The 23,950-nt window shown below is 32.2% G+C and carries 25 protein-coding genes; 4 read left to right on the plus strand and 21 right to left on the minus strand.

All coding sequences use genetic code 11. The annotated features are described in order from the left end of the window. Positions 1–17: 17 nt before the first annotated feature. Positions 18–1,130, minus strand: coding sequence for an SIR2 family protein (locus J6I44_RS02835; RefSeq protein ID WP_265764439.1), 1,113 nt, complete (start codon positions 1,128–1,130; stop codon positions 18–20). A 2-nt stretch (positions 1,131–1,132) separates the two neighbouring features. After that, positions 1,133–3,412 (minus strand): Piwi domain-containing protein, encoded by a 2,280-nt coding sequence (locus J6I44_RS02840; protein WP_265764440.1) that lies wholly within the window; start codon positions 3,410–3,412, stop codon positions 1,133–1,135. Between the two features lie 285 nt (positions 3,413–3,697). Between J6I44_RS02840 and J6I44_RS02845 the strand changes: the two genes are divergently transcribed. The 4 genes from J6I44_RS02845 (at position 3,698) to J6I44_RS02860 (ending at position 8,461) form a co-directional block, all read left to right on the plus strand. Continuing rightward, a complete protein-coding gene (locus J6I44_RS02845) occupies positions 3,698–4,537 on the plus strand; it encodes a phospholipase D family protein (protein ID WP_265764441.1) in 840 nt (279 codons plus the stop codon). Between the two features lie 269 nt (positions 4,538–4,806). After that, positions 4,807–6,012, plus strand: coding sequence for an ABC-three component system protein (locus J6I44_RS02850; protein WP_265764442.1), 1,206 nt, complete (start codon positions 4,807–4,809; stop codon positions 6,010–6,012). A gap of 5 nt (positions 6,013–6,017) precedes the next feature. After that, a complete protein-coding gene (locus tag J6I44_RS02855; protein WP_265764443.1) occupies positions 6,018–6,506 on the plus strand; it encodes a three component ABC system middle component in 489 nt (162 codons plus the stop codon). Continuing rightward, positions 6,503–8,461, plus strand: coding sequence for a DUF3732 domain-containing protein (locus J6I44_RS02860; protein WP_265764444.1), 1,959 nt, complete (start codon positions 6,503–6,505; stop codon positions 8,459–8,461). Before J6I44_RS02855 ends, J6I44_RS02860 begins: the two co-directional genes overlap by 4 nt. 98 nt (positions 8,462–8,559) lie before the next feature. On the opposite strand, the gene J6I44_RS02865 is transcribed toward J6I44_RS02860, so the two are convergent. The 19 genes from J6I44_RS02865 to J6I44_RS02955 form a co-directional block, all read right to left on the minus strand. Next, positions 8,560–9,165, minus strand: a complete 606-nt coding sequence (locus J6I44_RS02865) for a recombinase family protein (RefSeq protein ID WP_265764445.1) — start codon at positions 9,163–9,165, stop codon at positions 8,560–8,562. A gap of 238 nt (positions 9,166–9,403) precedes the next feature. After that, the gene (locus J6I44_RS02870; protein ID WP_265764446.1) at positions 9,404–10,078 is read right to left on the minus strand and encodes a hypothetical protein; all 675 of its coding nucleotides are present in this window, start codon (positions 10,076–10,078) and stop codon (positions 9,404–9,406) included. A gap of 136 nt (positions 10,079–10,214) precedes the next feature. Then, positions 10,215–11,057 carry a hypothetical protein gene (locus J6I44_RS02875; RefSeq protein WP_265764447.1) on the minus strand — a complete coding sequence of 281 codons (843 nt, stop codon included), beginning with the start codon at positions 11,055–11,057 and terminating at the stop codon, positions 10,215–10,217. 130 nt (positions 11,058–11,187) lie between these two features. Then, positions 11,188–11,742, minus strand: coding sequence for a plasmid fertility inhibition factor family protein (locus J6I44_RS02880; protein WP_265764448.1), 555 nt, complete (start codon positions 11,740–11,742; stop codon positions 11,188–11,190). A 9-nt stretch (positions 11,743–11,751) separates the two neighbouring features. Next, the gene (locus J6I44_RS02885) at positions 11,752–12,672 is read right to left on the minus strand and encodes a hypothetical protein (RefSeq protein ID WP_265764449.1); all 921 of its coding nucleotides are present in this window, start codon (positions 12,670–12,672) and stop codon (positions 11,752–11,754) included. 142 nt (positions 12,673–12,814) lie between these two features. After that, positions 12,815–13,726: a TIR domain-containing protein gene (locus tag J6I44_RS02890; protein ID WP_265764451.1), complete on the minus strand. Its 912-nt coding sequence runs from the start codon at positions 13,724–13,726 to the stop codon at positions 12,815–12,817. A 145-nt stretch (positions 13,727–13,871) separates the two neighbouring features. Continuing rightward, on the minus strand, positions 13,872–15,437 hold the full coding sequence (locus J6I44_RS02895; protein ID WP_265764452.1) for an SIR2 family protein: 1,566 nt from the start codon (positions 15,435–15,437) through the stop codon (positions 13,872–13,874). 156 nt (positions 15,438–15,593) lie between these two features. Continuing rightward, the gene (locus J6I44_RS02900; RefSeq protein ID WP_265764453.1) at positions 15,594–16,283 is read right to left on the minus strand and encodes a hypothetical protein; all 690 of its coding nucleotides are present in this window, start codon (positions 16,281–16,283) and stop codon (positions 15,594–15,596) included. Between the two features lie 151 nt (positions 16,284–16,434). Next, positions 16,435–17,097: a hypothetical protein gene (locus J6I44_RS02905; protein ID WP_265764454.1), complete on the minus strand. Its 663-nt coding sequence runs from the start codon at positions 17,095–17,097 to the stop codon at positions 16,435–16,437. Between the two features lie 127 nt (positions 17,098–17,224). Next, positions 17,225–18,085, minus strand: coding sequence for a hypothetical protein (locus tag J6I44_RS02910; RefSeq protein WP_265764455.1), 861 nt, complete (start codon positions 18,083–18,085; stop codon positions 17,225–17,227). Positions 18,086–18,229: 144 nt separating this feature from the next. Beyond that, positions 18,230–18,904, minus strand: a complete 675-nt coding sequence (locus J6I44_RS02915) for a nuclease-related domain-containing protein (RefSeq protein WP_265764456.1) — start codon at positions 18,902–18,904, stop codon at positions 18,230–18,232. A gap of 132 nt (positions 18,905–19,036) precedes the next feature. After that, the gene (locus J6I44_RS02920) at positions 19,037–19,570 is read right to left on the minus strand and encodes a hypothetical protein (protein WP_265764457.1); all 534 of its coding nucleotides are present in this window, start codon (positions 19,568–19,570) and stop codon (positions 19,037–19,039) included. Positions 19,571–19,720: 150 nt separating this feature from the next. Then, positions 19,721–20,236 carry a hypothetical protein gene (locus tag J6I44_RS02925; RefSeq protein WP_265764458.1) on the minus strand — a complete coding sequence of 172 codons (516 nt, stop codon included), beginning with the start codon at positions 20,234–20,236 and terminating at the stop codon, positions 19,721–19,723. Positions 20,237–20,257: 21 nt separating this feature from the next. Then, positions 20,258–20,452, minus strand: coding sequence for a hypothetical protein (locus J6I44_RS02930; RefSeq protein ID WP_265764459.1), 195 nt, complete (start codon positions 20,450–20,452; stop codon positions 20,258–20,260). Positions 20,453–20,454: 2 nt separating this feature from the next. Continuing rightward, the gene (locus J6I44_RS20995; RefSeq protein ID WP_286670461.1) at positions 20,455–21,060 is read right to left on the minus strand and encodes a J domain-containing protein; all 606 of its coding nucleotides are present in this window, start codon (positions 21,058–21,060) and stop codon (positions 20,455–20,457) included. A gap of 10 nt (positions 21,061–21,070) precedes the next feature. Then, positions 21,071–21,580 carry a hypothetical protein gene (locus J6I44_RS02940; RefSeq protein ID WP_265764460.1) on the minus strand — a complete coding sequence of 170 codons (510 nt, stop codon included), beginning with the start codon at positions 21,578–21,580 and terminating at the stop codon, positions 21,071–21,073. A 310-nt stretch (positions 21,581–21,890) separates the two neighbouring features. Continuing rightward, positions 21,891–22,358: a hypothetical protein gene (locus J6I44_RS02945; RefSeq protein ID WP_265764461.1), complete on the minus strand. Its 468-nt coding sequence runs from the start codon at positions 22,356–22,358 to the stop codon at positions 21,891–21,893. A gap of 409 nt (positions 22,359–22,767) precedes the next feature. Continuing rightward, positions 22,768–23,181, minus strand: coding sequence for a hypothetical protein (locus J6I44_RS02950; protein WP_265764462.1), 414 nt, complete (start codon positions 23,179–23,181; stop codon positions 22,768–22,770). A 167-nt stretch (positions 23,182–23,348) separates the two neighbouring features. Next, positions 23,349–23,918 (minus strand): hypothetical protein, encoded by a 570-nt coding sequence (locus J6I44_RS02955; RefSeq protein WP_265764463.1) that lies wholly within the window; start codon positions 23,916–23,918, stop codon positions 23,349–23,351. Positions 23,919–23,950 lie beyond the last annotated feature (32 nt).

The following is a 23,950-nucleotide window of genomic DNA, read 5'->3' on the forward strand; positions in this document are numbered from 1 at the left end:
TCAAAAATATATTTTCCTTAAAATGGGGATTCTTTTAAACCTTCTAATTGATGGAATATTTTTTCTATTAAGTTTACTTCCTTGAATGCTTCAGCAGTACCATATCCATCTTTAGGTTTATTCGTTATTCCTTGGTCATTTTTACATAGATAACTAAATAAACTAGTATTTACCTTGTTCTCATAATTCTTTTCAATTTGTCTTTTAATTCGGTCTGGGTATTTATCAACTACTAAAATTCGTTTGTTCCTTTGTACTCTCAATGATTCAAATAATACTTGATTGATATACTGGTCCAAAAAACTATAACCAATTACGACTATTAAGCTTGCTTCTCTAGCTTTAGTTTTGAATTGCTTAACTAGTTCAAAAAAAGGTTCTTCTATAGTTAGCTTTTGGAGAATACCGAATATCATTAAGTGAGAGTCAGTTACACTAAAATCAATGTCTCTTGTTATTAATCCTGTATCTTCTTCTTTTTCCCATCCTAAAGATCCATGTAATTTAAATATATTGATTGGAAAACCTTGTCGATTACCTTGCCCTTGAAATAACTCAGGATTCCATTTTCCATTTTTATCGAATCCCAAATTATAGTTGTATCCCCTCTTATTTAATATTAATTCTAATGCTATATCATGATTTAGAGTAAAAATATTTATCGTCGACTTTATCTCATCGTGAAGATCAGCAAACCAATCAAGATATGATGCTCGCGAAGGGTTTTGTGCAATTCGATTCAGTTCGCTAACTACAATACTATTTAACCAATTATCAAATCCCTTCAACAATCTTTTATCAAACTTTCTTAGTTTTTCGTGCCAACTTCCAACAAATGCAGTTAATATTTCTTCATTTTTATTTTTTAAAATTTTTAAAGTTGATACTACATCCTCAACGTTGACACTTTCTTCTTCAGGATCTTTATTCTGAAGACCTTGATGAAACAAAATAGTACCTATTAAGAAATTAAATAATTCAGATTCTTTTGATTCATCATCAAACTCATCTAAAAGCTTTTCTCTAACCTTTTTATTTAGTTGTGTTGAAATAGGTATCCCAGCATCTGCTGATGCCCCTGCTCCTAATAAAAAAATGCACTCGCTTCCAAAATTATTTTTTATATCCATAACTACAGAAACCAAGGGGTATTTTTGAGTTTATCTAATCCTTCTTCGAAATTGATTTCATATTTGGATAAACGTCCCATTAATTCTGCTATTAATTCAGAATAGAATATTGTAATTGGCATTTCTCTTGCATTGAATCCTCTCCAGTTGGCACCTGACAATGCATAAGTCTGGGTTAGGAGTTGTTTAAAATTGGTGGAAGGTAAATTTGAACTATCTAATGAAACTCTGATTGGAGATTTTGGAACACCAGCTAACGATTGTTTATCCTGCCTTCCAGGAACAACTAATAATGCATCTTGAGGTTTAATGAATGTAAAATTTCCCTCTTTAGGCAAAAAGGTTCTATGGCTCTTATCCCAAATCTGATATGGATCACCATCTGTAACTCTAACAGTAGCAAATGGAAATAAGTATCCTTCATTTTCTGACAAGTTTTCTAGTGCTCGTTTAATACTAGACCGCTCCCGATAACTACTCCTTTTAGGGAAATGAACAATTATTTCATCGATCTCTTCGGAGTTTTTTAAAACACCCTGAATAGATTGTTCAACTTGATTAGATAAATTCTCTAAATATGTTTGTTCACTCTCAAATGGACTAAAGGTGCTAATAGACTTGAACTCCCCCTCAGGAGTAATGCATAAAGTAAAACCTACTATTTTATTTAATGAATTATCATCTTGGTCATATAAATACTTTCTACCTACACCAAAAATAAGTTGGTTTGCTGATGACTTATTTTCTACTCTCCATGGTATTCCTCCAAGCTTAGCAAAAGTAGCTAGAGCTATATTTCCAATAGACCATTTAAAATTTGAACTATTTATAGTTTCAATATTTACAGCTTGTGAGGTTATTCCATGCTTTAAGAGTAAAGCCTTTACTGCGTAATAAGGATTGGGATATTCACTCGGTTTTGTTTCAGGAAAAATGATAAAAGCAATCGTATTACTCCCAACAAGTCCATCCGTTGTTTCTAAATAAGTTTTAACAGCTTTATAATAACTAGCAGTACGACTTCTTAAATCGGTCCCATTTTTCTCAACCTCTATTTTATGCAAAGAGTCTTTATTTATGCTCATCTTGAAATAACTCTCAATCCCTGGAAATGAACCTAGTCCATTCTTGAGAGCAAAATAAAGTGAATTTGCACTATTATTGTTACCCGAAGGATAAATGAATAGGTATTCAATTTCTTCAGGGTTGTCTAATCCTTTATAAGGACCATATTTCCTAATGCCTTGATACTGACCAATATTCGATGTTGGTTTATTTTCATCAAAAATAAACCTCCTTTTGTTAAGTCTTGAACCGAATATGCTTATCTCATTGCTATTCTTTTTGAGAATATCCAAAAAATTATTTTGGATCTTGAAATACGTTTCACTGTTATCAAATAATTTAAAATACTGATCCCCTTTAAACCTTTTCAGAAAGGTATTTATAAGATTATACTTATCGTGTTGTCGATTAACATTTATCTCACCATTTGGAGTAATTAATCCGACTATTTGTTTACGCTTATTATTTATTTCTTCAAACCGATTGCTGTATTTACTTTTCAGAAGTCGGTAATAATTACTTATTGAGCCAACTGGAGAAAGTGACTTCAGATCAAAACTATTTTCAAAGTATCTAAATTGATTGTTATCAGTTTTTTCTCTGAATTCAATTACTCCACTTTTGTCATCTTCATTGATAAGTTTCAATATACCTTTTTCATAATCTGAATCATCCTGAATGAGAACTAATGAATTTTTAAAAAATTCCAATTCATCTTCTCCAACAGTAATTTCATAACTATTTTTATAATTAACTATAAATCCATAAGTAACCTTTTTTTCATCTCTTGAATACACATAGTGTGGTTTAAATATATACTCATCATAAACCCTTACCTCTGGAATTACTTGTCTATCTGAATGTAAATCTATTACAGAAAATTGACTCCCAAAGTTTTCTGTTACTTTATAACCAATTTCTGATAAACCTTTTGATACTGCTCTTGATATAACTTCATTTATCAGAAAAGTATTATCGCGATTATTTATGTCGACTTGTATTATATCATGATCATCTTGGATCAATTCACCCTTAAATAAAAAGTTACCAGATAATTTTTCCGTCTCACCATACTCATCAATGGCAGTAATACCTTTATAAAGTTTGTGAGACTCTAGTTTTGTATCCTTTTTATTTCGAAATGGTAATTCTAATACATCCCTTGAAAAAGCTACTGGTACCCAATTTAATATTAACTCCTCCTTTTTATTTGCCATCCTCTATTGATTTTTTTAGAACTCTGATCCTTATTAACAAACATAGCAATGCTAATCTTAAGCTTTAATTAGAAGATGGTCAAAAATTTATATCTAAATATCAATAACCTTAGGTAGAGGAGTGAAATGGTAAGAGTTATTAAAAATTTAATAATACTTATTAGATATAATATACTTCGGAAATACTCATACTAATCACCAATCTATAGAAGACAGGTTTCAAGAAATGAACTAATTTAGTACATTCATCAAAATTATCATCTCAGAGTATTCTTTTTTCAAACGATGGCTAAGTTTCTAACGACTTCGGGTACCGCGTACTTTATTGAACAATTAATCATCAATGCTACTGAGAATCTTACATTAGTCACTCCATATCTACAGTTAAGCAACAACTTCATAGATAGGCTTAGCGATGCTGATCAGAATGGAATTCATATAACAATCATCTATGGAAAGGACGAGCTTCATCCAAACGAGTGGGATAAAATCAATAATTTAGACAATACAGATATTTACTTCTGCCAGAACCTACACGCCAAATGTTACTCCAATGATGATAGCATTATAATATCATCAATGAACTTATATGAATACTCTGAAAAGAATAATCGAGAGATGAGTATCCTTATTAATAAGAATACTGATAAGGAGATATATGATGATGCTATCAGGGAAATTGAATCCATAAAAAATGCCTCCGTACTAGAAAAAGCCACTGGAGATCAAGAAGACTCTATTGAAGAGGAAATAACTATTCATCCAGAATACAATGAGTCCTATAATCATCATATGCCCTATTTGTATAAATTATTAACAAAAGAATTTAAAAATCATGAATTCCAACTCAACCAACAAATTACTGCTGAGAATTTCCCTAAAGATGGTATGAGGCTTGAGGTTGATTCGAGAGTTGATTTGAAGTATAAAGACTTCCACAAAAATTACATAAATAATGAAATTCAGGATTTATTAAGAGATAAGACACCTGCCTCCCAGGTTTATTTTAACAATGGTAGTGTTAATATCTACTCAGGCATTGATTATAATATCAATAAAAATGACATAAGGGAAAAAGCAAATAGATTAATTGATATAATAAAGTATCTCTACCAAGTACTTTAGTACATCTAAATAACTACCATTTCAACTGATTGTTAAGGTCTTTTTTTATGTTAAGTGGTATTTTTTTCTATTCATCAAATACTTAATACTAGATTAGAGAAGACTATAGCACTTGAATCCTTGTAGTTTTTCAACCTGCTATAATTGTTTAAGTGTACGTATTGGTCCAGAGGCAAAACTATAACTCTCACCACAGTATATACTTACCTCGATTATTGCTATTTAAAATAAAAACTTTATATTTTTCATAAATTAATACGTTGTGCCTTATGGGAGATAATTTTTCGGCAAATGAATCTGTTCTTGGTTATTTATTCCAAATACGCTACTCCCTTTATGAAATAATAAAACCTGATCGAGATGAGGGGGCTAATATAAGTATAGAATTTCTGGATGATTTTGATATTTATGATTCAAGTTCTATAAGAAATGTAGCACAATTAAAGCATCATCTTAAAACTACTGCAAATCTTCAGAATTCTAGTAGTGATATTTGGAAAACGCTTAGAATTTGGATTAATCTTTATCAGAGAGGAATAATTGATATTGATGAAACTACATTTTTTTTAATCACAACAGCAGATATTTCGGATGGATCTATAGCCTACTATTTACTAGATGATGATAATAGAAATATCGATAAAGCTGTTAAAAAGCTCACTGAGATTGCAGACAATAAAGGAAACAAAAAATTTAAGAAAAGCTATGAGGCATTTTTAGACTTAAGTAAAGCTGAACAATCTCTACTAGTTAGTAATATTATTATAAAAGGTAATATCAAACCTATTGATGAAATAAACGGTTTGATTAAAAACATTCTGAAGTATAGCGTTGATGATAAATTTGTAGACAGTGCATTTAGTAGACTAGAAGGTTGGTGGTTTCAAAAATCAATTGAAATTCTGATCTCCGCTAAACCCAGATATATTAAAAGGCAGACGATATTAAAAAAAATCCGTGATTTAGCCTCCCAGTTCCAAATTGATAGCCTACCTATTGATTATTTGCATATAGACCTTCCTGAAGAACAAGTTTCTGATTATAAGGATGAATTATTTGTTCAACAATTGAAATCAATTTCAACTAGTCAAGAGAGAATCAAAAACTGTATCTATGATTATTATAAAGCATATAAACAACGACATGACTGGATATATGAAGAATTACTTATTGACGATGAGTTAGAGAATTATGAAAAAACACTTGTACAAGAATGGAATCGACAGATTACTATTCTCAAAGATGAAGAGGATTTAGATGAAACCGCATCTGAAGAAGATTTTAAAAAGTTTGGAAAAAAATTACTTCGATGGGTTGAATTACAAGCAAATTTCAAAATTAGATCTGAAGTTAAAGATAACGGCTATGTGATGAGGGGTAGTTATCATATGCTTGCCAATGAAAATGACCCCGAGCCACGAGTTTATTGGCATCCCCAATTTCTTGAAAAGTTTAAGCAAGTCATTTCAAATTAAATGCCATGATAAATTGGAAAAAAAAGCCCATAGAAATTACTAACCTACTAAACCCATCTTTTTGCTCTTTGATATTATATGAGGCGATAAAGAGTTATGATAAAAAGATTGGAAATGGTATGCCTTTTGCGACAGTATTCGTAGTAATGCCTATGATATTGAGCAAAAGAATTGCTACCAAATTACCTCAGTCAACAAACGCACGTCTCGATATTTGGCTAAGAGAAAATATTGAACTCAAATATATATTTATTGAGAATGCTATAAATATCCAAAAATACACAAAGGAAACGCTGATTTTTTCGCTTCATCATGGTATAGTCAAACCAGATAAAAAAGATAGACTTACTAATGGAAAACTTAGGAGAAGCAAATCAATTAAAGAAGATGAAGAGTTAAGTTTTATTATAAAAAAATCACAATTTGTTGGGAGATGGTTATCAAAAACGGATGACCCAGTAATACTTTATTCACTTTTAGGTATAAAACCATGAGCTTTCAAATAAAAAAAATTGTCCTTTACAACCACAAAGGTAGCAAAAGAGAACTGGAATTTGATCTTGGTAAAGTAAATATAATAACGGGGCAATCTGGTACTGGGAAATCCGCCATTATTGATATCGTTGACTATTGTTTGGGAAGAAGTACTTTTAATATTTTCGAAGGCGTTAATAGGGGGATCGTTTCTTGGTATAGTGTTTTACTTCAAAACAGTAATGAACAAATATTCATAGCAAAACCAGCACCGAAATTAAGTCGCACCTCGCAAAGTAAAGCCTATTTATATAGATCGTCTAATATTGAAATACCTGAACTTGATCAACTTGAGATTAATGCCAATGATGAAACTATAGTCGATTTATTATCAAATATTTGTGGTATTGGACTTAATCAAAGTGATAATAATGAAAATAGAAGTACACAATCATATAAAGTTAATTTTAAGCATACCAAATTCTATTTATTCCAAAATCAGAGCTTGATTGGTAGTAGGGACCTATTATTTTGGAGACAGAATGAAGACCATATGCCCCAAACTATTAAGGATACAATTCTCTATTTCCTTGGGGTGATAAAAGAAGAGAAATATGAACTTAACATTAGACTAAAAAAGGCAAAACGTGAGTTAAGTATTAAAAAGAGGAAACTCAGAGAAGCTGAAGCCATTATAAGCGATAAACTTTCTCAGGGTAAAAGACTCTTATTTGAAGCTCAAAATGTAGGCTTGATTGATGAGCAAAAAATCCCTAACGATCAAGTTTTGGATAAACTAATGGTTATTTCACATTGGGATCCTAATAAATACCTGGAACCAAATTTCTCTCACAATGAGACTCAACTTAGAAATGAAATAGATGAATTAAGAGATGAGTACTCGAAAATCAATCGAGAAGTTAGATCCTTACAAGTTTTTATTAATTCAGCAGAGGACTATCAAAAGAGTGTAAACAAACAAAAATCACGTCTATCTACTATTGAGCTCTTCGATGAAAAAGACTCTGAGGAACATTGCCCTTTATGCAATTCAAAGCTTGAAAAAGAAATACCCACCGTCGAAGAAATATCAAAATCTCTTTCAAATTTAAACGATTCTCTTAATTCAGTTACAAGAAATGATCCAAAATTAAAAAAGCAAATAAATCATTTAAAGCATGAGCTAAATTTAATCGAAGAAAAAATTAAAGCAAAGGAAAATAAACTGCATTCTGTCATTTCTTCAAAGGAAGAAACAAAAAAACTGCGAGATCAAAATTCTATCAAAGCTAAAACAGTTGGACGAATAAGTCTTTATTTAGAAAATGTTGATTTGGTAGATGATAAAGCTGAACTAGAAAAGGAGGTCACGAGAGCAGAATTAAAAGTTGAGCGAATTGAAAGTAAATTAGAAGATTTTGATGAAGAGCAATTACTAAATTCTATTCAGAATAGATTGTCAACCTTTATGGATTCTTTAGCAAATAAATTTGAACATGAATTTCAAGAATTTCCATTTCGGTTTGATATTAAAAATCTAACAGTTTTTGCAGACACAGAAGAAAGAGCTGTGCCGATGAAAAGAATGGGAAGTGGAAGAAATTGGCTTGGTTGTCACTTAATAACATTATTATCACTACATAAATTATTTATTGAAAAAAACAGACCAGTACCTGGATTTATTATTATGGATCAGCCCTCCCAACCATTTTTCCCATCGAAGGATGAATACAAAAAATTTGAAAAAAAGTTTGAAAACTCAGATTCTGATTTAGAAGATTCTGATTTACAAATAGTACGAGATATGTTTCAAGTATTTTTTGAGTATTCAGAAAATCTGAAAGAGCAATTTCAAATTATTGTTTTGGAGCATGCAAACTATCATGACGATCAATTCAAACATGCATTGGTTGAAGAAAAATGGGGAATCAATGAAAATAAATCATCTCTCATACCTAAGGCATGGCTTGACTAATAACTTAACCAACTAATTAGCTTTAACTTAAGCGATACCAAGTACAAACCTCATTATCTTACGTTAATGTATTAAGCCCTAAATTCAAGAATAAAATTCTAACTATTTTCATCGATTCTCTCCAGTGATTTCTTTACCCTTTGCACAGTACTCTTACCCTTTTCTGTAAGTTTTGCTGTCCTACGAATTGATTCGCCTTTATTAAGCTCCTCAACTATATCCGCATGTTTCTCAACCATGTCCTTATCAGATAATCCTGTACCAGTAGCCCTCCCCTTATACTTCCCCTCTAATTTTGCTTTTTGGATTCCTTCGCGTTGAGCCTCCCTCCTATTCTTATAATCAATTTCAGCTAAGGTACTGAGAACACTCACAAGAAGTTTAGCTACAGGATTTTGCTCTCCATTATCGAGAAGAGTATTTAGTCCTTCTTTTTCCGACTTAACATTAACCCCTAAATCAGTAAATCGCTTGATAGTATTCAATACATTAATAGCATCTCTACCTAACCGATCAATCGAGTGTACTTCGACCTCATCTATAATTCCTTCCTCAGCATCTTTCAATAACCTGGCTCCATTCTCTCTTTCCTCAAATGCAGTCATGCCAGACACTTTATCCCAATATAATTCCCCTTCCTTATCTTCTAATTGTCTTGAAATATTTTGTTCTAAAGTTGAAACTCTAACATAGGTAGCCTTCATCTTTGTACCCCATTGAATTATTAATTAGTGTATTCAATTTAGGGTATTGTGCTTGGATACGCAAGTATTAACTCTAAAGGCTACTTATGGTAGAGAAAAAATGTACCGATTTGGGGTATACTCTAAATTGAGTACAGTTATAATTTGTAGTCAATGATCTAACCACCTGGCAAATAAATAGAAGAAGCTCAGAAGAATGCAAGTCAGGTCTGATAAATGTTTGGGATAACTGTACTTTTTAATTTTTTAGTGCCTCAATCATATCTTTTTTATAGTCACCATAACTTTGCCAATGCAATATACCCAAGATGTGCTGTGCAGTATTGTGCTTCTTAATATGATTGGTCTTGAATATTTTGTCTTCATCCCGAAAAGTAGCTAAGCGATCTAATATTTTTTCAACCAATTCATTTTCAAAATTCGGATGCTCATCAAAGTGATTGTATTGATTTCTACCAGCATATATTACTAGTCCCATTGGAAGTTTACCCCAAACAGTTTTCCCAACCCCAAATTTTCTAAGGTTAAGTTTTGAACCTGATTTAGTTAAACTATTATGAAGTTCTTCGCATGTTTCAGGTATAGAATCATTATTTGAATAAATATTAATTCCCATGAATGCTATCTGTAGAATAGCACCCGCAATAGCATTTTTCGATGTTCCAGCCCCATCAATTTTCGACAACGCTTTACAGAATTCTTTTTGGTCTTCATGATTATTTCTTTGCCACCGCTTGATTTCATTTTTGTAATCAGGGTGCTCTGGATCAGCTATATAATCATCGAAAATTAACGAGTCTACTTTTCGATTTTTTTCATAAAGATCTCTATAAAGACTGCTATAGAAAGAGAAATTTTGTAAAAGCTGTTCAATTGCATATTTCGTTTGTTTTAGATACTGATCTATGGACATAGCAAATTGTAAGGCTAACGACCTAGCGGATGCACACGGATTAATATTGAATTTGCAACTAACAAAAGACGAGTCTCAAAACCAATATCGGCAGAGAATAGACCAAGTTTATCCACCTTAATGTACGGTTAGGTAGCTATTCCAAAACTAATTCGCCAAAATGAGTGGGGATATGGCCCTGTAAAAAGTTCTCTTGCCAAAATAATTCAGTTTCTTTATAACCCTCACCAGTTCGGGGATTAACTTCAATGAATGTATTGTTGCATAGTCCAAAAGGAATACATTCAAACTTATTTTTCAGATAGTTTTTTGTATTTGTTATGAATCTATTAAACTCTTCAGAATATAATTTTTCCAGATATTCTTTATCATCCATTAATGGGTCATATAATTCTTTTAACTGCACATCTAATGTATCATAATCAGGCAACTGTACTGTTCTAATCCTATCTTCTTCGAAGTAAGAACCACAATTATTGCAATATTTAAAATGAATTTGGTCATAGCTCCAAGTTCTATTACCACCCATAGTAATATTCTCATCACCCAGCAATACTAAATCAAAAAGCCTACCTTCATTACATACTTTACATTTAGGAAAATTAATGTCAATTATTTCACTAAGCTCAAAATTTTCTCGGTCAATTAAAGCAATCTTATATTTTGCACCATCTTCAATTAATGGTTCAAACTCATTATAAGCTTTAAAGTTAAAGTTAGTTGTTACATCAATACGGAATTTTTCAGAACCTAGAATTCCAGAAAAGTCACAGTGATCACCAACATCTGCGCCTACATCTAATTCAAGGTCTCCTCGATAATTATGATAAAATTCTAGTTCCGCTTTTAAGCCGATATAACCTTTCCTTCCTAATTCTTCTTGTTGAGCATTGAGATAAGAAGTCGAATCCTCGTACCCACATTTATGGTAAAGTGAAAAGGTTATTCTGCGTATTTTATTGAACGTTTCGGCTGACATATATTTAATTACCTAATGTCCTTGCCTTTAAGATGCAGGCAGGTCAATATTTATAATACCCTCGTATAATTATACTGCTAAAACATTGGTCAAACAACTGGTAGTGAAACCTGTCACGTTATCACTGGGGTTATGTATCTATAAAAATTTGGTTGATACTTTTAATTGGGTCGTCTTTATAGCCTGTAACTCTAGCAAGCTCTTGTCCTCCTGAAATGCATTTGAGGGGGAAGTATTTTGCACCTTTTGAAAGCAACCAAATTGTTCTCGTAATACCATCAATAAATGATACGTATTCAATAATTTCCCTTTCAACTCTTTCTAATTTTTTAAAAAAGAAAAACTTTTGTTCGTAAACTGGTTTTTTCTCTACATCTGTGTTAAATGCTACTTTAGCCAAAGGCACTGGATTATCAATGCCATGAGAAAATCCTTGCTCGGCATATTTATATTTATGGTCATTTTCCCATGATTGAATATCTCCATGACTAATTTCAGAATGAATATTTCCAGGATCATTTCTCCATAGTTCTAAAAAGCTCTGTGCTTCAACTATTACTACATGATATTTTTTTAGAGAATCTTCAGATACAGACATGAAAACGTTATCTCTATTGGGAAGCTCAATTTCAAATATTGCTTTGTCTCCCATGATGTTTTCTTGAATAGAATGTAATGTCTTCATTTAGATAATTTATTTGCATTCTGTTCTAATTCTCTGAATAAGTTCTTTAGGAATTTCAATATGATTTGTTATTAAATCCAATGATTTTAATATCCACTCCTTAGTATTGTCTTCATATTTGCTTAATACCTGCATTTCTTGTGAAGATAATGCCCCAGAAATAGCAAATTTTATGTTGTAATGAATTTTGCCTTCTTCACTTTTCAAAGCTGATTCTAATTCTTCAATAATTATATCACTTTTCTTTTCGTTTATTTTCTGAGTATGGGTATAAACAGCCATTATTTCTTCTCCATATATTTCAGAAAATTCCCTTTTCGTCCAAGTATGGAAAGCTTTTATCTTCTCAAAATATTGGTTCACTACCTCTAAGAGGTCAATTCTTTCGCCTGATTTTTCGATAAAGCTTCTTGCTCTCTTATTCCAACCATCGAACTGTAACAGATCATTAGTTTTTATATACAATGAAAGTTCGCTGTTTTTCATTTTCCACTCAGCAGAAATGTGTGGCAAACGATAATGCTGGCACATTTGCCTTAACTTTTGAATAAACTGAACTAGACCATCTTCTTTTAAATCAGAATTTACTTTCTCCTGGTATACACCATAGTGATCTTTCTCTTTAAACGCTTTTCTATAAATTATTCTGGAATGGTCAATTAGAGATAATGAGCTCGCGACAAAATTGTGTAATCTGAAAGCTATCTCTTTAAAAAGGAGGTCAGTCTTCCATTTATTAATCCTATTAAATAAGTCGGAATGCTTCTCTTTATTTTCAATAAAATGTGATAAAAGTTTAGAGAGCATCCCATAATTCCGCTCAAATAATTGCAAGGAATATTCTAATTGTCTGACCTTGCCAATATTGCCAACGCCAGATATTTTGGCTATCTGTTCCTCTATTTCTTCTATTTCACTAAAGATCCCCATAGATAAATATTCTTAAACATCTAACAACCATACGCATAAGACGCGCACGAATGAATATTGATTTGTTTAATAATGAACGAAGAGTTAAAAGCCAAAAGATGGTAAGACTGACTTGGCGAGGCGCACCTCCTTTAATCGGCTGTTAGGTATCTTTGGTGTGCAACTTGCCTGGAATTGTGGCACGGATTCGAGTACTTAGTTTTTCACGCAAGTCTTCAAAACTATCCCACACTATGTGGTTATATTGACGCGTGTCGAAGTGTAATCTATCGATAAAATCGTTTCTACATGTCCATATAACTGGTATGTCTAGTCCCATAGCAAATCCTGCTTCGAAATAAACACCACCACGATTTCCAGTAAAATCGGCTACGACTAAAGAACTTTTTCTTATCTCGATATTTATTCTATCACATATTTTATCATTGTGCTCAGCAATATCAATTCTCATTGGGTCATAATCAGTATCTTCTAAGCCCTTTTTAAAACCTTTCTCCCATACTTCATCGAGATCAGAATCAAACCACATTGCAACAAAAGCTTGATTAGTAAAGCTTTGGGTTTTCTTAAGCTCATTATAATATTTCCATCCTTCTAAGGTTGGTCTGATGGTCGAACTATCGCAGTCTATATATCCTAATTTACTTGCTAATGATAGATAATGAGCAAATTCATTTTGGTCTTTAGCATGTGCAATTGGATAATCTGTTTTGGGATCATATTGAACATCATCAGCAGGATTTTTTAGCTTTTTAAAAACATAAATTATGATTCTATTTATTCTTTCAATTGGATCAAAAGATGGCTCAATAGAATTAGGCAATTTCTTTAGATTATCAGAAGTGATCTGGGTTTCTATATTGTTTTCAAAATTTCCCCTTAGAACCATTACCAATTTAGATCGCTCTTCTTCATCTAGGTTTTCTGCCATAGTAGAGGCAGTCCGAGAGATTGTATATTTACCAACTAGATCATTTTCTACATAATAAATTTGTGATCCCCCATGATCTTGATAAATGTTTGACTCAAATCCTGAAATTGGGCATTTACTCATATCGTAAAATTATTTTTAAAGATACCTAACGACATTACTCATTAGATGCACACGAATGAATGTTGAGTTGATAAATAATGAACGGAAAGCTTAAAAGCCAGAAAGTGGCAAGACCTGGCGAGGTGTATCGCCCTAGATGTGCTGGTTAAGCATTCACATAATATTTCAAGTAATCATAGTAGTGTACTAATGCAATAAAATATGTTTTATGAAAATCATTTGTTGACTCAATTAGTTCTGAGTTTTCATCAAGAAAAGTATGAAGCATGCTTAAGTTAATTTTATCAATATCAAGTAGAGGTATTATGTATAAACAATGTTCAAAAGTTTCCTCACGGATAAGTTCTTTTACTGAATCAAACTCATCATTAAAATAGTCTTTCTTTTTTCTCCAGTGATCAATTGAACTAAAATAGTCCTGATCTATTTCTGCATATTTTCTGACTTTAGATGGTAAATCATCAAACTGAATATTACCATCTTCATCTATAAATCCTGCATCATTTAAATATTTAAAGACAGGAACATAACTTCTGGATCCTGAAAGTTGAGGCAAGGTATCATTAATAATACTGTTTGAATCCCAATTATTTTGATTATAAATAATATCATCTATGATATCATTGACTTGTATTGATTTATAACCAATATCAGATAGTTGAGATTTTATACCTAACCCCATCACGACCTCAACTTCATCGTAATCCTCAACATTTTCTATATCAACTACTGAAATTTTATTTTTGGGATCATTGGTAAGAACAAGGTCATAAATTTTTTCTTTCAAGTTTCTCAAAACCTTAGCAGGATAACGTCGTTCAATTTTTGAAAGAGGCTCATAGATATTTCTGAAGTCATCTGTTCTTATTGTTCTAAGTGAGACCCTATGAGAGGCAATATTATGAGGAGTTATTTCATAATAATCCCCCTCATTATGTTCATCCCATTCTACAAATATTAAACGTTCCGAAATGGTCCTAATCTTTTCTTCATCTAAACAGTTAAATACTTTTGAGAGTATATTTTGGATATTAGGGTCATTTAGAGAATAACCGAGAAATATTATTGGATGATCTACGAAAATTGTTAATAGTTTGGAAGCTAAATAAGCATTTTTTTCCTCGTACTTATTATAATCCTGATCAGTAAGGACTAAAGAATTTGGTTGGGTAGAGCAACCATGGATTTTGAAAATTTCTGCTACTGATTGGTGATTATTGAATAGTATTTCCTCCTGCCCAATGTATCTTTCAAAATCGCTGAAATTTTCTTCTAGAAATGTATCCCAATTGGTCGTAATTATTCCATCCACATTACTTTGCTGGAATAATTCAATCTCTTCTATCAATTCTTCGGGTAGATCTTCGATAATTTCTGCATCATTAATATAGTTTGATATTTCGATTTTTAGAGGAGTAGAATCATTTTTAACTATCTCTTCATATATTTGTCTGCTCTTTTTATAACTATCTTCCGTAAACCAAACATCATAAAAATCAGAAGCCATCAAAGAAGCTAATTCTGGCAAATTATCATTTGACTTACCTCGATAGTAACTGTAGGAATGTGGCAATTTATCAGAAAAGCGAATTAACAAATCTTCCCATGATCCTAGGCCCAAATACCTTTTAGAAATTCCAGAACCTACAAAAAGAAACGGCAATGTTTTCTGGTTATCTAAAAAATCTAGTAGTCTTTTCGAAATATCCATTAAAAAGCTTTCTAATTAAATGTGGTACCTAACGATACTGGGTATAAGGTCAGTTGGAGCCAGAGTTAATTTAAAATAAAATGTACTACAGAAATTAAAGAACTAGGAATCGGCAAAAATGGCAAAGGACATCCACTTGACACGAGGGGTACATACCTATGGCAGGAAAAACTTCTTCACTGTAGCTCTTTTCATTTGTTGATACTGATTGGTGCAGTCGCATCCTTTTTTACAAAGATGTCTAGCAACTTGAATATTTCCCAAGCCTCCTGCTCTTGCAGATGCTTTCAAAGCACCAACTGCCTGATCATATAAATTAACTGTTTCGACTTCTCGTTTTGGATTGTCTATATTTATTCGATCAAGATAACTGTCTAATCTTATTACACCACCAACGTGTCGCAAAACAAACATTTTATTAAAGTTTCCGTACCTATAATATTCTCTAAATTCATCAATAGATTGATAATATCTTTCTTCTTGTGGGGTACCTGTTTCCCAATCTTGTGGGTTCCCTTTAGTAATCCATAATGATGCCAGCCAATCTTCTAGCAAAACTTCCAAATTAATTCTAAACAGAACTGGACCATAATAATTTCTCCCTTTGGATCTGTAATGAATGTCAATACCGTCTAAAAATACGTCATACCAAAGACTTAAAGATTTATCCTTGTCATCAGATTGTTGGTCTGTCTGAGGTAATCCTAATTCATCAAGTACCCCTCTTGAAAGTAGCTTGCCCTGACTAAGAAAAGAACAGGCAGTTCGTACGGTATTAGCATGATGAAAGTATTCAACTCCCTTTTCTTGAAGTACCTCATAAACCTCAGAAGCTACTAATTCCATGAATTACTTATCTCTTAATTATAGTGTATAGAAAGATTTTGTACATCAAGATGTAGACGAACCAACGTAAGTTATTGATTAACAAAATTGTAGTTATTAAAAGATAAGAAATCAAGAAATCTACCAGGAATGTCCAAATTGATATGTCTTTTTAGGCATTTTTATATACCACTTGAAGGTGATTATTAGTACTAAAAATAGGTTTTTCCATGCCTTCAATTTTTAAATAATTACCGACTTTCCTAATTGGGGCAATTACAATCCAAAGATCAAGATTCTCGGTAATACCTTTAATTCTTTTGCTGATCTCATATGGACTGATTGATTTAGGACCTTCAAATTTCACATGAGCAAGGTTAACTAAAACATGAAATGAGTTTCCATTAAAAATACGCTCATTCTTAAATCCGTATATTTCATCTTCTTGGGAAAAATGGTCTTGGGGAATTTCATTAACTCTATAATTCAAGACTTCATATTTAAACAAAGGCTCCCAATCATTGATTTCATTAAGTGGTCTTCTTCTATGGCCAGCGCCGTGCGGATTTTTATATTTCATCGACTTAACAGGATAGGTAGGAAATTTTTCTAATAGCGATCCGTCACTATGATAAGTGAACTCACTATAACCCGTCACTATATCTTTTTTTCCAATTATGTTAGTTTTCTCAGTGCTAATAAGCCCCCGAGGAACTTTCTTTTCGAAGAAGTTAAATTTTAAATGATTTTCAGAGTCGCCATAATTTATAACTCTGAAGAGAAAATGATCTTCACCCTTAAAATTAAATAATATGCTCTTCTTGAAAGTTGCCATTTTAAAAATGTCTAGCGACCTTGCAAATAAGAATGCTTATATATTTATTTTCTAAATAATGAATGGAGAGATAAAATACCAAAAAGGGTGGCAAGACCAAACGAGGCGCGTCCCCATAATGCGCATACTAGACGTTTCTTAATTTAATTTCTATTCCAGTAAAAATATTCTCTACTATAGTATCTGCAGAAAACATTAAGGAATCACCTTCTATTAATTTGTTTCCATTGTAAGTGATAACTAAATAAACTCTCTGCTTCTCACATCCAACTTCTTCAACTGAGATATCTTTTTTATACTTCTTTGATATTTTTTTTGCTTTTTCTTTAGCTCGCTTTTCTACAGTCTGTACTTTCTTTTCATCTTCTAACTTTAAAGAATCAACTGTATTTGTTTCTTCTATTCCACCAAAAAATGAATAGTTATAGGTTTTAATTATATCATATTTTTTCCCAAGTGTGTCATTAAATGTCAATTCAATTACAATGTTAGGATTATCACCTTTTGGGTGTGTTAAATTTCCAAATGTAGTTTTTTGCTCAACATTTTCATCAGCTTTTAAATCAAAATTTGACGAGTCTAATTCCTTTTTAACCCACTGAATATCATCACTATCTCTTAAATAAATATAATTTTTAACATTAATTGCTTTGCCTTCTCCAGAATTGCGAATGTCAAACGTTATATGAGTGCTATGAACATTAGATTCTTGATTTGAAAAATCATTGTTATAATCAAGCTTACTGATGTTTAAAATTGGTGCGAATTGATGTTCCTTTGATTCTTTTAATTCGCGTAAACTTTCGAAGGAAACTGCAAGTGTTAAAATTATTGCTGACGCTGTTAGCCAGGTAATCAGTAAGGTTGGAGAAAATCTTACTCCATCATAAAGAAAAAGAGGAACTACAGAAATAGCTAACAAAGAGAGAATAATTGCAATTATCGAAACTGCCCAGACAAATGTTGAATTATTTGGATATAATTTCATCTCTTTAGTGAATTAGAAAATGTATAACGACTTTGCGCATAGGGTGCAGGTGCCAACGTGTTGAATTATTTATAAAATGAAAGGTTAACTAATAAATTAAAGGGAGGCAAGGAAATGGCAGGATCTATCCCCTAAAAGTGTTGGTTAGGTATTTCTGGTAAATCGACATTTCGGAAAGTTTTTGCATCCAAGAAATTTCGTACCAGCATTGGGTCCTTTTTTGGCTATTCTCTCAACTAACTTGGAACCACATTGGGGACAAACTGTTGTTGAATTATGCCTTTCACGCAAAGATAGTATATGCTTTTTTGTGGTAAGTGAAGATTCAGAAACGTAGTAATCCATTTCTCCGACTACTCGATCAATCTCTTCAGGTGAAAAAACGTGATCCTTAAACTGTTTTATATATTTGCCTAGGCGAGATTTAATAACGTTATCAGGCAACTGTGTCTTAAATTTACAATCACCTACGAAATAAATAACCGTATGTATGTTTGATTCATTAATGCCCAAAAATTCAGAAACAATCTTTTTTTGCCTAAAGGATTGCCTTATTGGGTTCTGGAACGAATAATTATTCCCATAATGTGATTGTGTCCAACTTTTTTGACCCTTAGACCCAAAAATCCAACCTTTCTTATTCTTCGTTTCTATTATGAACAGTCCGTATGGCGATACAAGAAGATGGTCAATTTGAGTTGTCCCATTTCCTGATGGAATAATGACATCATGAAATCTTCGGTAGACTTTCGAATTGAGTGATAGCCACAGATAGAAAGTAGTCTTTTTTTCGCCAAGCCAACCTCGAATTCTTTTCATTTCATTTACTAATAGCAAATTTGTGCATAAGGTACTCACGTACAAATATTTATTAACTAAATAATGAATGAACAGCTAAAAAGCCAAAGCTTGTCAAGTCCTGCACCCTTAAGTTCTGGCTAGGCCTCTCCTTTATTTTAATATTTTTGCTTCATTTCCAGGATTATCATGATTCCAAAATTCGATTAGATCTAGGTCAATTTCTTCTACATTATCTTTTTGAATCATACGTGATTCTTCAAGAATTATTTGTTCGTTTCCATCCGAACCATAGGTTAAATGAATTGCATGATCATAATTTGCCTCTCGTTGAAAACTTGTTAGCTTTTTTAGATCATTTTTGATGCCTTCTCGATTAAAGTTTACTGGTTTAACTTCAACTATTACTAGATTTCCTTCCATTTTACCTGGAATATGAATTAATAAATCAGGTATCACATTTTCATCAATCAAATGATGGCCTGATTTGTCAATCTCACCTGATAAGGTATATTCATTTAAATCAGCAGGCCAGTTTGTTCTCAGCTGGTGGTATAGCTCGTAGCAATAGACCCTCTCACGGTATAAAGACTCTTCTTGACCAGCTACAGGTAAATTAAAGAATCGTTCATTAATAGCTTGTGTAGCTATCTTTAATAAACTCGTGAATTCGTCAAAATCATTCATCACTTGGGGTTTAAGAGTTATTATCAACTTTCTTTAAGAGGTACACCCAAAATATTAAATTGGCAACTAACGAAAGATGAACTTTAAAACCATGAAGGGCACAAAGATGGCGAGGTGCGTTCGCGTTAATCTGTGGTGGGTTTTGCATTTTTAGTCATTTGCTGGTGGTCCAAATAACTCGATAAAATCTTCTGAAGTTTCAAATCTGAATTTATCTAAACCAAAGCTACTTATGTTTTCGACAGTAAAATCACCACTACTGTTTAAGGTACCTTTAAGACTAAATCTTATTTTAATAATGTTATTTCGTTTTAGAGTTTCGACTTCTTGTTTAGTTAGAAAATAAAGTGCTCTATTTTTTTGGTTAACTGTATCAGTTAGATTCCTGTCGATACATTTAATTCTTTCTCCATTTGAAAGAAATAGATAGATCGACCCGTTAAAACTCCCAGCATTCTTATATTTGGTTTCAACTAATATTACACCATCTCCACTTCCCCTTTTACCAATTTTTAAGACAATACTTTTAACTTCGCCCTCAAAAGTACCCAAATAAGTCGAAGGATAGTTTTTGTTACCCCAATAAATATAACTTTGTCCATTTGCAGATAATGGAATTGCTATACATGAAATAAATACTGTTATATAGGGTAGTATGCGAATCATAATATTTAGTTAATTCAAAAATTAATCCATTTCTGTCAGATCTTTACTCTTTTTATCGCCTTCTTTATTGACAAAATAAATACCGGCAATTAGCATTCCTGTTAAAATTAAGTAAAAGAAAGGCGATTCGAGTGGCTCACCATTTTGTAATCTAAAAGGTATGTTTAGAAAATTCATTACACTTAAAACTATTAAAATCCAACCTACTATTTTCATAATTAAGATCTATTTTGAGCTTCTTCTTTGTAATCTCCAACTAAACTTTTAAAGGCGGGCAAGCCAAAATACAGCAGAATGCACCCAAGAACCATAAAAAACATATAAGTAATACCCACGTCACCTCCGACTCTATTTTTCCATTCATCTGAAGCAAATAATGGGAGCAAAATCATGCTTGCACCACCAAACAAAAATATATATGATATACAACCTATCTTTGCAATATGATCTCCATGAAACTTGATCTCGCCCAAAGCTTTGTTCGCAAAATCTTGGAAAGACATTTCTGAATATTGTTTGGCTTTTTCCTGGCCTACATTTTTCCAATGTCTAAATGTCTCATTCGATTCGATATTACCATACTCCGAATATTGGTTTTCTTTATTTACAGGGTAATATTTATCAAATAATTCGGTATAAATTTTTCTGTTGCTTTCATCACTTAAAACCTCATAGGCTTCAGTTATTTCAATAAATTTTTCTGTTGCTGATTTATCAGGATTCTTATCTGGATGATATTTCAAAGCAAGTTTTCTATAAGCTTTTTTGATTCCTTCAATATTGGCGTCTCTCTTTATACCAAGAATTTCATAGTAGTTTTCCATAATTTTGGATTTAGAATTCAATGCTATTAGCAGTTGATATAAAATTTTTCCTGTGGTTAATAAAGAAATTGATACCTGCTGACATCGTTAAAACAAAACTCTTGCCATCGTTAAAAAATGTATATTGAAGCTGTTTTAACGTGAAAGGTTCATTGGGGGGAGTAAAAACAATAATGTATTTAAAAGATTTTTTCCCATTTAGGACTGGATAGCCTACCTCTTCGATTTTTACAGCAGGATCAACTTTTCTAAACATATTTAATATCATTTCTTTAGTTAAGTCATGTGGTGTTTTTCCATTAAATGCAGATGTTAGAGGACGAACAACTATATTTATTGAGCTTCCATCCGTTGAAGAAAATTGCAAGTCCATATTTGGAGAAGTACTAGCAATTTTAGAAAAGTTTGATGGAACAAGTAGAGTATAAGAGTAATTTATACTCCTATATTTCTCTCCCTGTGCATTAACGATATGGCTACTTAAAATGACAATGACCCCTGAAAAGAAAATCTTCTTCATCTCTCTTTTAGTTTATTACACTTACTGAAAAACTACATGAAAGCCCTCCAACTAATAATGTTAAGAACATTATTCATATCCACATTGATTAAAAATGAACTAAAAATCAAGGAGTTAAAAAATCTTAATGGGTGGCTTATGACCCTAAATTACTAAGCTACACAACTTGAACTAGGTCTTTAAGTTCTCTGTATGTTTTTTTGTTATTTACTCTAGCTGGATGGCGCCAGGGAACAACTGTAATGCCACGCTCCGTATCTATAACTGGCTTAGATTCAGGATTTTTAGGATCAACATCCAAACCTAATAACTAAATCAATATGCCAAATGTACCCCCAGCAATTATGATCTCTGGTGAGATTAGTTCAATTTGTTTCAATAACAATTCACGTTCCCTATAAGCAAATGCATTAATCCTTTTATTATTTGCACTTGCTTCTCCTGTTGTTTTCTTAAGGTTGATTGAAGCTATCGAATGAATGGCTTCATATTTCGATTCTTTGTTATCTATTTCACTAAATGGAGGAAAGTCATTTAAAATGCCAGCAGACCAGCGAGCAACAGCATGCCACATTTGGTATTTAGGTCCATTTTTTAAGAGTTGGCATAAATCACCTCCACCATATTTATTGACTTCTTTTAAGACAAATAAAAATTTAGGATCTGATTTCTCATACCCCTCTTTGTTAATTATTCCATCCCTGCAAATTTGATCTGATTGAACATTAATATTTTTGTAATGTTTTTCCCATTCATCCCACATTTTATCAGCTAGCATAATCTTCTCAATCCTCGAACTGCCTAATTTTTTGAATAAGCGAGATTATTTCTTTATCCATGAGTTGGGTAACCATTTAGACTTGCTCCATTCCAAGTAATCTCTTTTTTGATTCAATCAAATATGTCTGGAATATGACAAAAATTGCACCAATTAAGGAACCCAATAGAGCCGATGTTGCTCCAATCAAACTTCACTCATATTATTAGGTTTTTGCTAGGAGTACACATGTTTTCCAAGCGTGCGCCTTCCTAAATTAGACTAATTTACAGGGTGAAAATCATGCAGGCTAACGATCTGGGGCATAAAGTGCCCACGAATTAATGTTGATTAGTTAAATAATGATTGGAGAGCTAAAAAGCCAAAAACCAGCAAAGAATTGGCGAGGCGTGTTTACTTAATTCTAGGGTTAGGTTGCTAAGCTAGCCCCATTTAACTGCAAAGAGCCTTCAAGTTCATACAATCCCCATACTGCTATTCCAGCATACCAAAATAAAGCTGGTGAATTCTCTTCGGGGAAAACAACTAATTTGGCAAAAAAACCTATTCCAGCAATTCCTATTAATATTGCACCAAGTTTAGCCAGCAATTCTTCACTCAGGAAATAAAATTTTGAAAAAAGCCATATGGCTTGTAGGGCAATAAAAGCGATAAATAAATTGAGTGAGAATTCCACTCCTTCTTTAGTCCATAGTCCTACATGCTCAGGAGCATTGGTTATCCCAAAGGAATTTAAATAACCAAGGGTGAATAAAACAGCTATTAATGGGAAAGTGACTGATTTGCTTTGCGAAATTCTAATAACAAATTTTTTTAAATCCATTGTTTGTCTGATTTATTTGACCTGTTTAGCAACCTAAAGACATTGCGCATAAACTGCAGGCGCCAACTTTATTAATTATTTACAAATGAAAGGTTAACTAATAAATGAGGGGTTGGCAAGAATAGGCTAGGTTTCTCCAATTAATGCACAGTTTAGTACTCTGAGGACTAATCTTCTACAATTTTTAATGATTTAATTCTATTTCTAATCAATTCACATCCTTCATCAATTAGTGATGTAATTTTTTCACGGTTTTCTTCCTGAGATTTCCAATATTTTTCCCAATCTTGAGATGTATGCTGATATTGAATTGCTTCCTTTCTACAAATATGCCTTATCTCATCTAGTTTTTTATAAACTTCTTTCGAATAAAAAGGTTTATTCTTTTCTATTGTGTCTCTGAAATCAATAAATGCTTCTTGTAAATTAGATAATCTTTCTTTTATCCTTTCTTCTTCAGTTTTATTAGGATCTACAGAATCTCCCATAGGTCTTAATTGAAGTGTGTTTTGCTTCAATGGAACTAATAACTCCCATACTTCTTGATAGATTTGGAACTCAGTATCAAACTGTGATTTAGATACATGATTGGCTCTATTATATAAGGCATCTAACCGTTTAGATGTCTTTTTTAAGTAACTCTTGTAAAGTTCTAAAACCCCCTTTCCAAAGTAAGCCATTAAACCTGTAATTATTACAGAAACTCCTCCTAATAGTCCTAGTATATCACTTAGCATTTGATGCTATTTTATGTAAAAATTCAAAGCGT

The organism is Fodinibius salsisoli, assembly GCF_026229185.1.
Taxonomy (GTDB): Bacteria; Bacteroidota; Rhodothermia; order Balneolales; family Balneolaceae; genus Fodinibius; species Fodinibius salsisoli.

Excerpts from the sequence above, each read along its gene's own strand:
- J6I44_RS02835 (WP_265764439.1), bottom strand. The coding sequence starts at position 1,130 with ATGGATATAAAAAATAATTTTGGAAGCGAGTGCATTTTTTTATTAGGA.
- J6I44_RS02840 (WP_265764440.1), bottom strand. The coding sequence starts at position 3,412 with ATGGCAAATAAAAAGGAGGAGTTAATATTAAATTGGGTACCAGTAGCT.
- J6I44_RS02845 (WP_265764441.1), top strand. The coding sequence starts at position 3,698 with ATGGCTAAGTTTCTAACGACTTCGGGTACCGCGTACTTTATTGAACAA.
- J6I44_RS02850 (WP_265764442.1), top strand. The coding sequence starts at position 4,807 with ATGGGAGATAATTTTTCGGCAAATGAATCTGTTCTTGGTTATTTATTC.
- J6I44_RS02855 (WP_265764443.1), top strand. The coding sequence starts at position 6,018 with ATGATAAATTGGAAAAAAAAGCCCATAGAAATTACTAACCTACTAAAC.
- J6I44_RS02860 (WP_265764444.1), top strand. The coding sequence starts at position 6,503 with ATGAGCTTTCAAATAAAAAAAATTGTCCTTTACAACCACAAAGGTAGC.
- J6I44_RS02865 (WP_265764445.1), bottom strand. The coding sequence starts at position 9,165 with ATGAAGGCTACCTATGTTAGAGTTTCAACTTTAGAACAAAATATTTCA.
- J6I44_RS02870 (WP_265764446.1), bottom strand. The coding sequence starts at position 10,078 with ATGTCCATAGATCAGTATCTAAAACAAACGAAATATGCAATTGAACAG.
- J6I44_RS02875 (WP_265764447.1), bottom strand. The coding sequence starts at position 11,057 with ATGTCAGCCGAAACGTTCAATAAAATACGCAGAATAACCTTTTCACTT.
- J6I44_RS02880 (WP_265764448.1), bottom strand. The coding sequence starts at position 11,742 with ATGAAGACATTACATTCTATTCAAGAAAACATCATGGGAGACAAAGCA.
- J6I44_RS02885 (WP_265764449.1), bottom strand. The coding sequence starts at position 12,672 with ATGGGGATCTTTAGTGAAATAGAAGAAATAGAGGAACAGATAGCCAAA.
- J6I44_RS02890 (WP_265764451.1), bottom strand. The coding sequence starts at position 13,726 with ATGAGTAAATGCCCAATTTCAGGATTTGAGTCAAACATTTATCAAGAT.
- J6I44_RS02895 (WP_265764452.1), bottom strand. The coding sequence starts at position 15,437 with ATGGATATTTCGAAAAGACTACTAGATTTTTTAGATAACCAGAAAACA.
- J6I44_RS02900 (WP_265764453.1), bottom strand. The coding sequence starts at position 16,283 with ATGGAATTAGTAGCTTCTGAGGTTTATGAGGTACTTCAAGAAAAGGGA.
- J6I44_RS02905 (WP_265764454.1), bottom strand. The coding sequence starts at position 17,097 with ATGGCAACTTTCAAGAAGAGCATATTATTTAATTTTAAGGGTGAAGAT.
- J6I44_RS02910 (WP_265764455.1), bottom strand. The coding sequence starts at position 18,085 with ATGAAATTATATCCAAATAATTCAACATTTGTCTGGGCAGTTTCGATA.
- J6I44_RS02915 (WP_265764456.1), bottom strand. The coding sequence starts at position 18,904 with ATGAAAAGAATTCGAGGTTGGCTTGGCGAAAAAAAGACTACTTTCTAT.
- J6I44_RS02920 (WP_265764457.1), bottom strand. The coding sequence starts at position 19,570 with ATGAATGATTTTGACGAATTCACGAGTTTATTAAAGATAGCTACACAA.
- J6I44_RS02925 (WP_265764458.1), bottom strand. The coding sequence starts at position 20,236 with ATGATTCGCATACTACCCTATATAACAGTATTTATTTCATGTATAGCA.
- J6I44_RS02930 (WP_265764459.1), bottom strand. The coding sequence starts at position 20,452 with ATGAAAATAGTAGGTTGGATTTTAATAGTTTTAAGTGTAATGAATTTT.
- J6I44_RS20995 (WP_286670461.1), bottom strand. The coding sequence starts at position 21,060 with ATGGAAAACTACTATGAAATTCTTGGTATAAAGAGAGACGCCAATATT.
- J6I44_RS02940 (WP_265764460.1), bottom strand. The coding sequence starts at position 21,580 with ATGAAGAAGATTTTCTTTTCAGGGGTCATTGTCATTTTAAGTAGCCAT.
- J6I44_RS02945 (WP_265764461.1), bottom strand. The coding sequence starts at position 22,358 with ATGCTAGCTGATAAAATGTGGGATGAATGGGAAAAACATTACAAAAAT.
- J6I44_RS02950 (WP_265764462.1), bottom strand. The coding sequence starts at position 23,181 with ATGGATTTAAAAAAATTTGTTATTAGAATTTCGCAAAGCAAATCAGTC.
- J6I44_RS02955 (WP_265764463.1), bottom strand. The coding sequence starts at position 23,918 with ATGCTAAGTGATATACTAGGACTATTAGGAGGAGTTTCTGTAATAATT.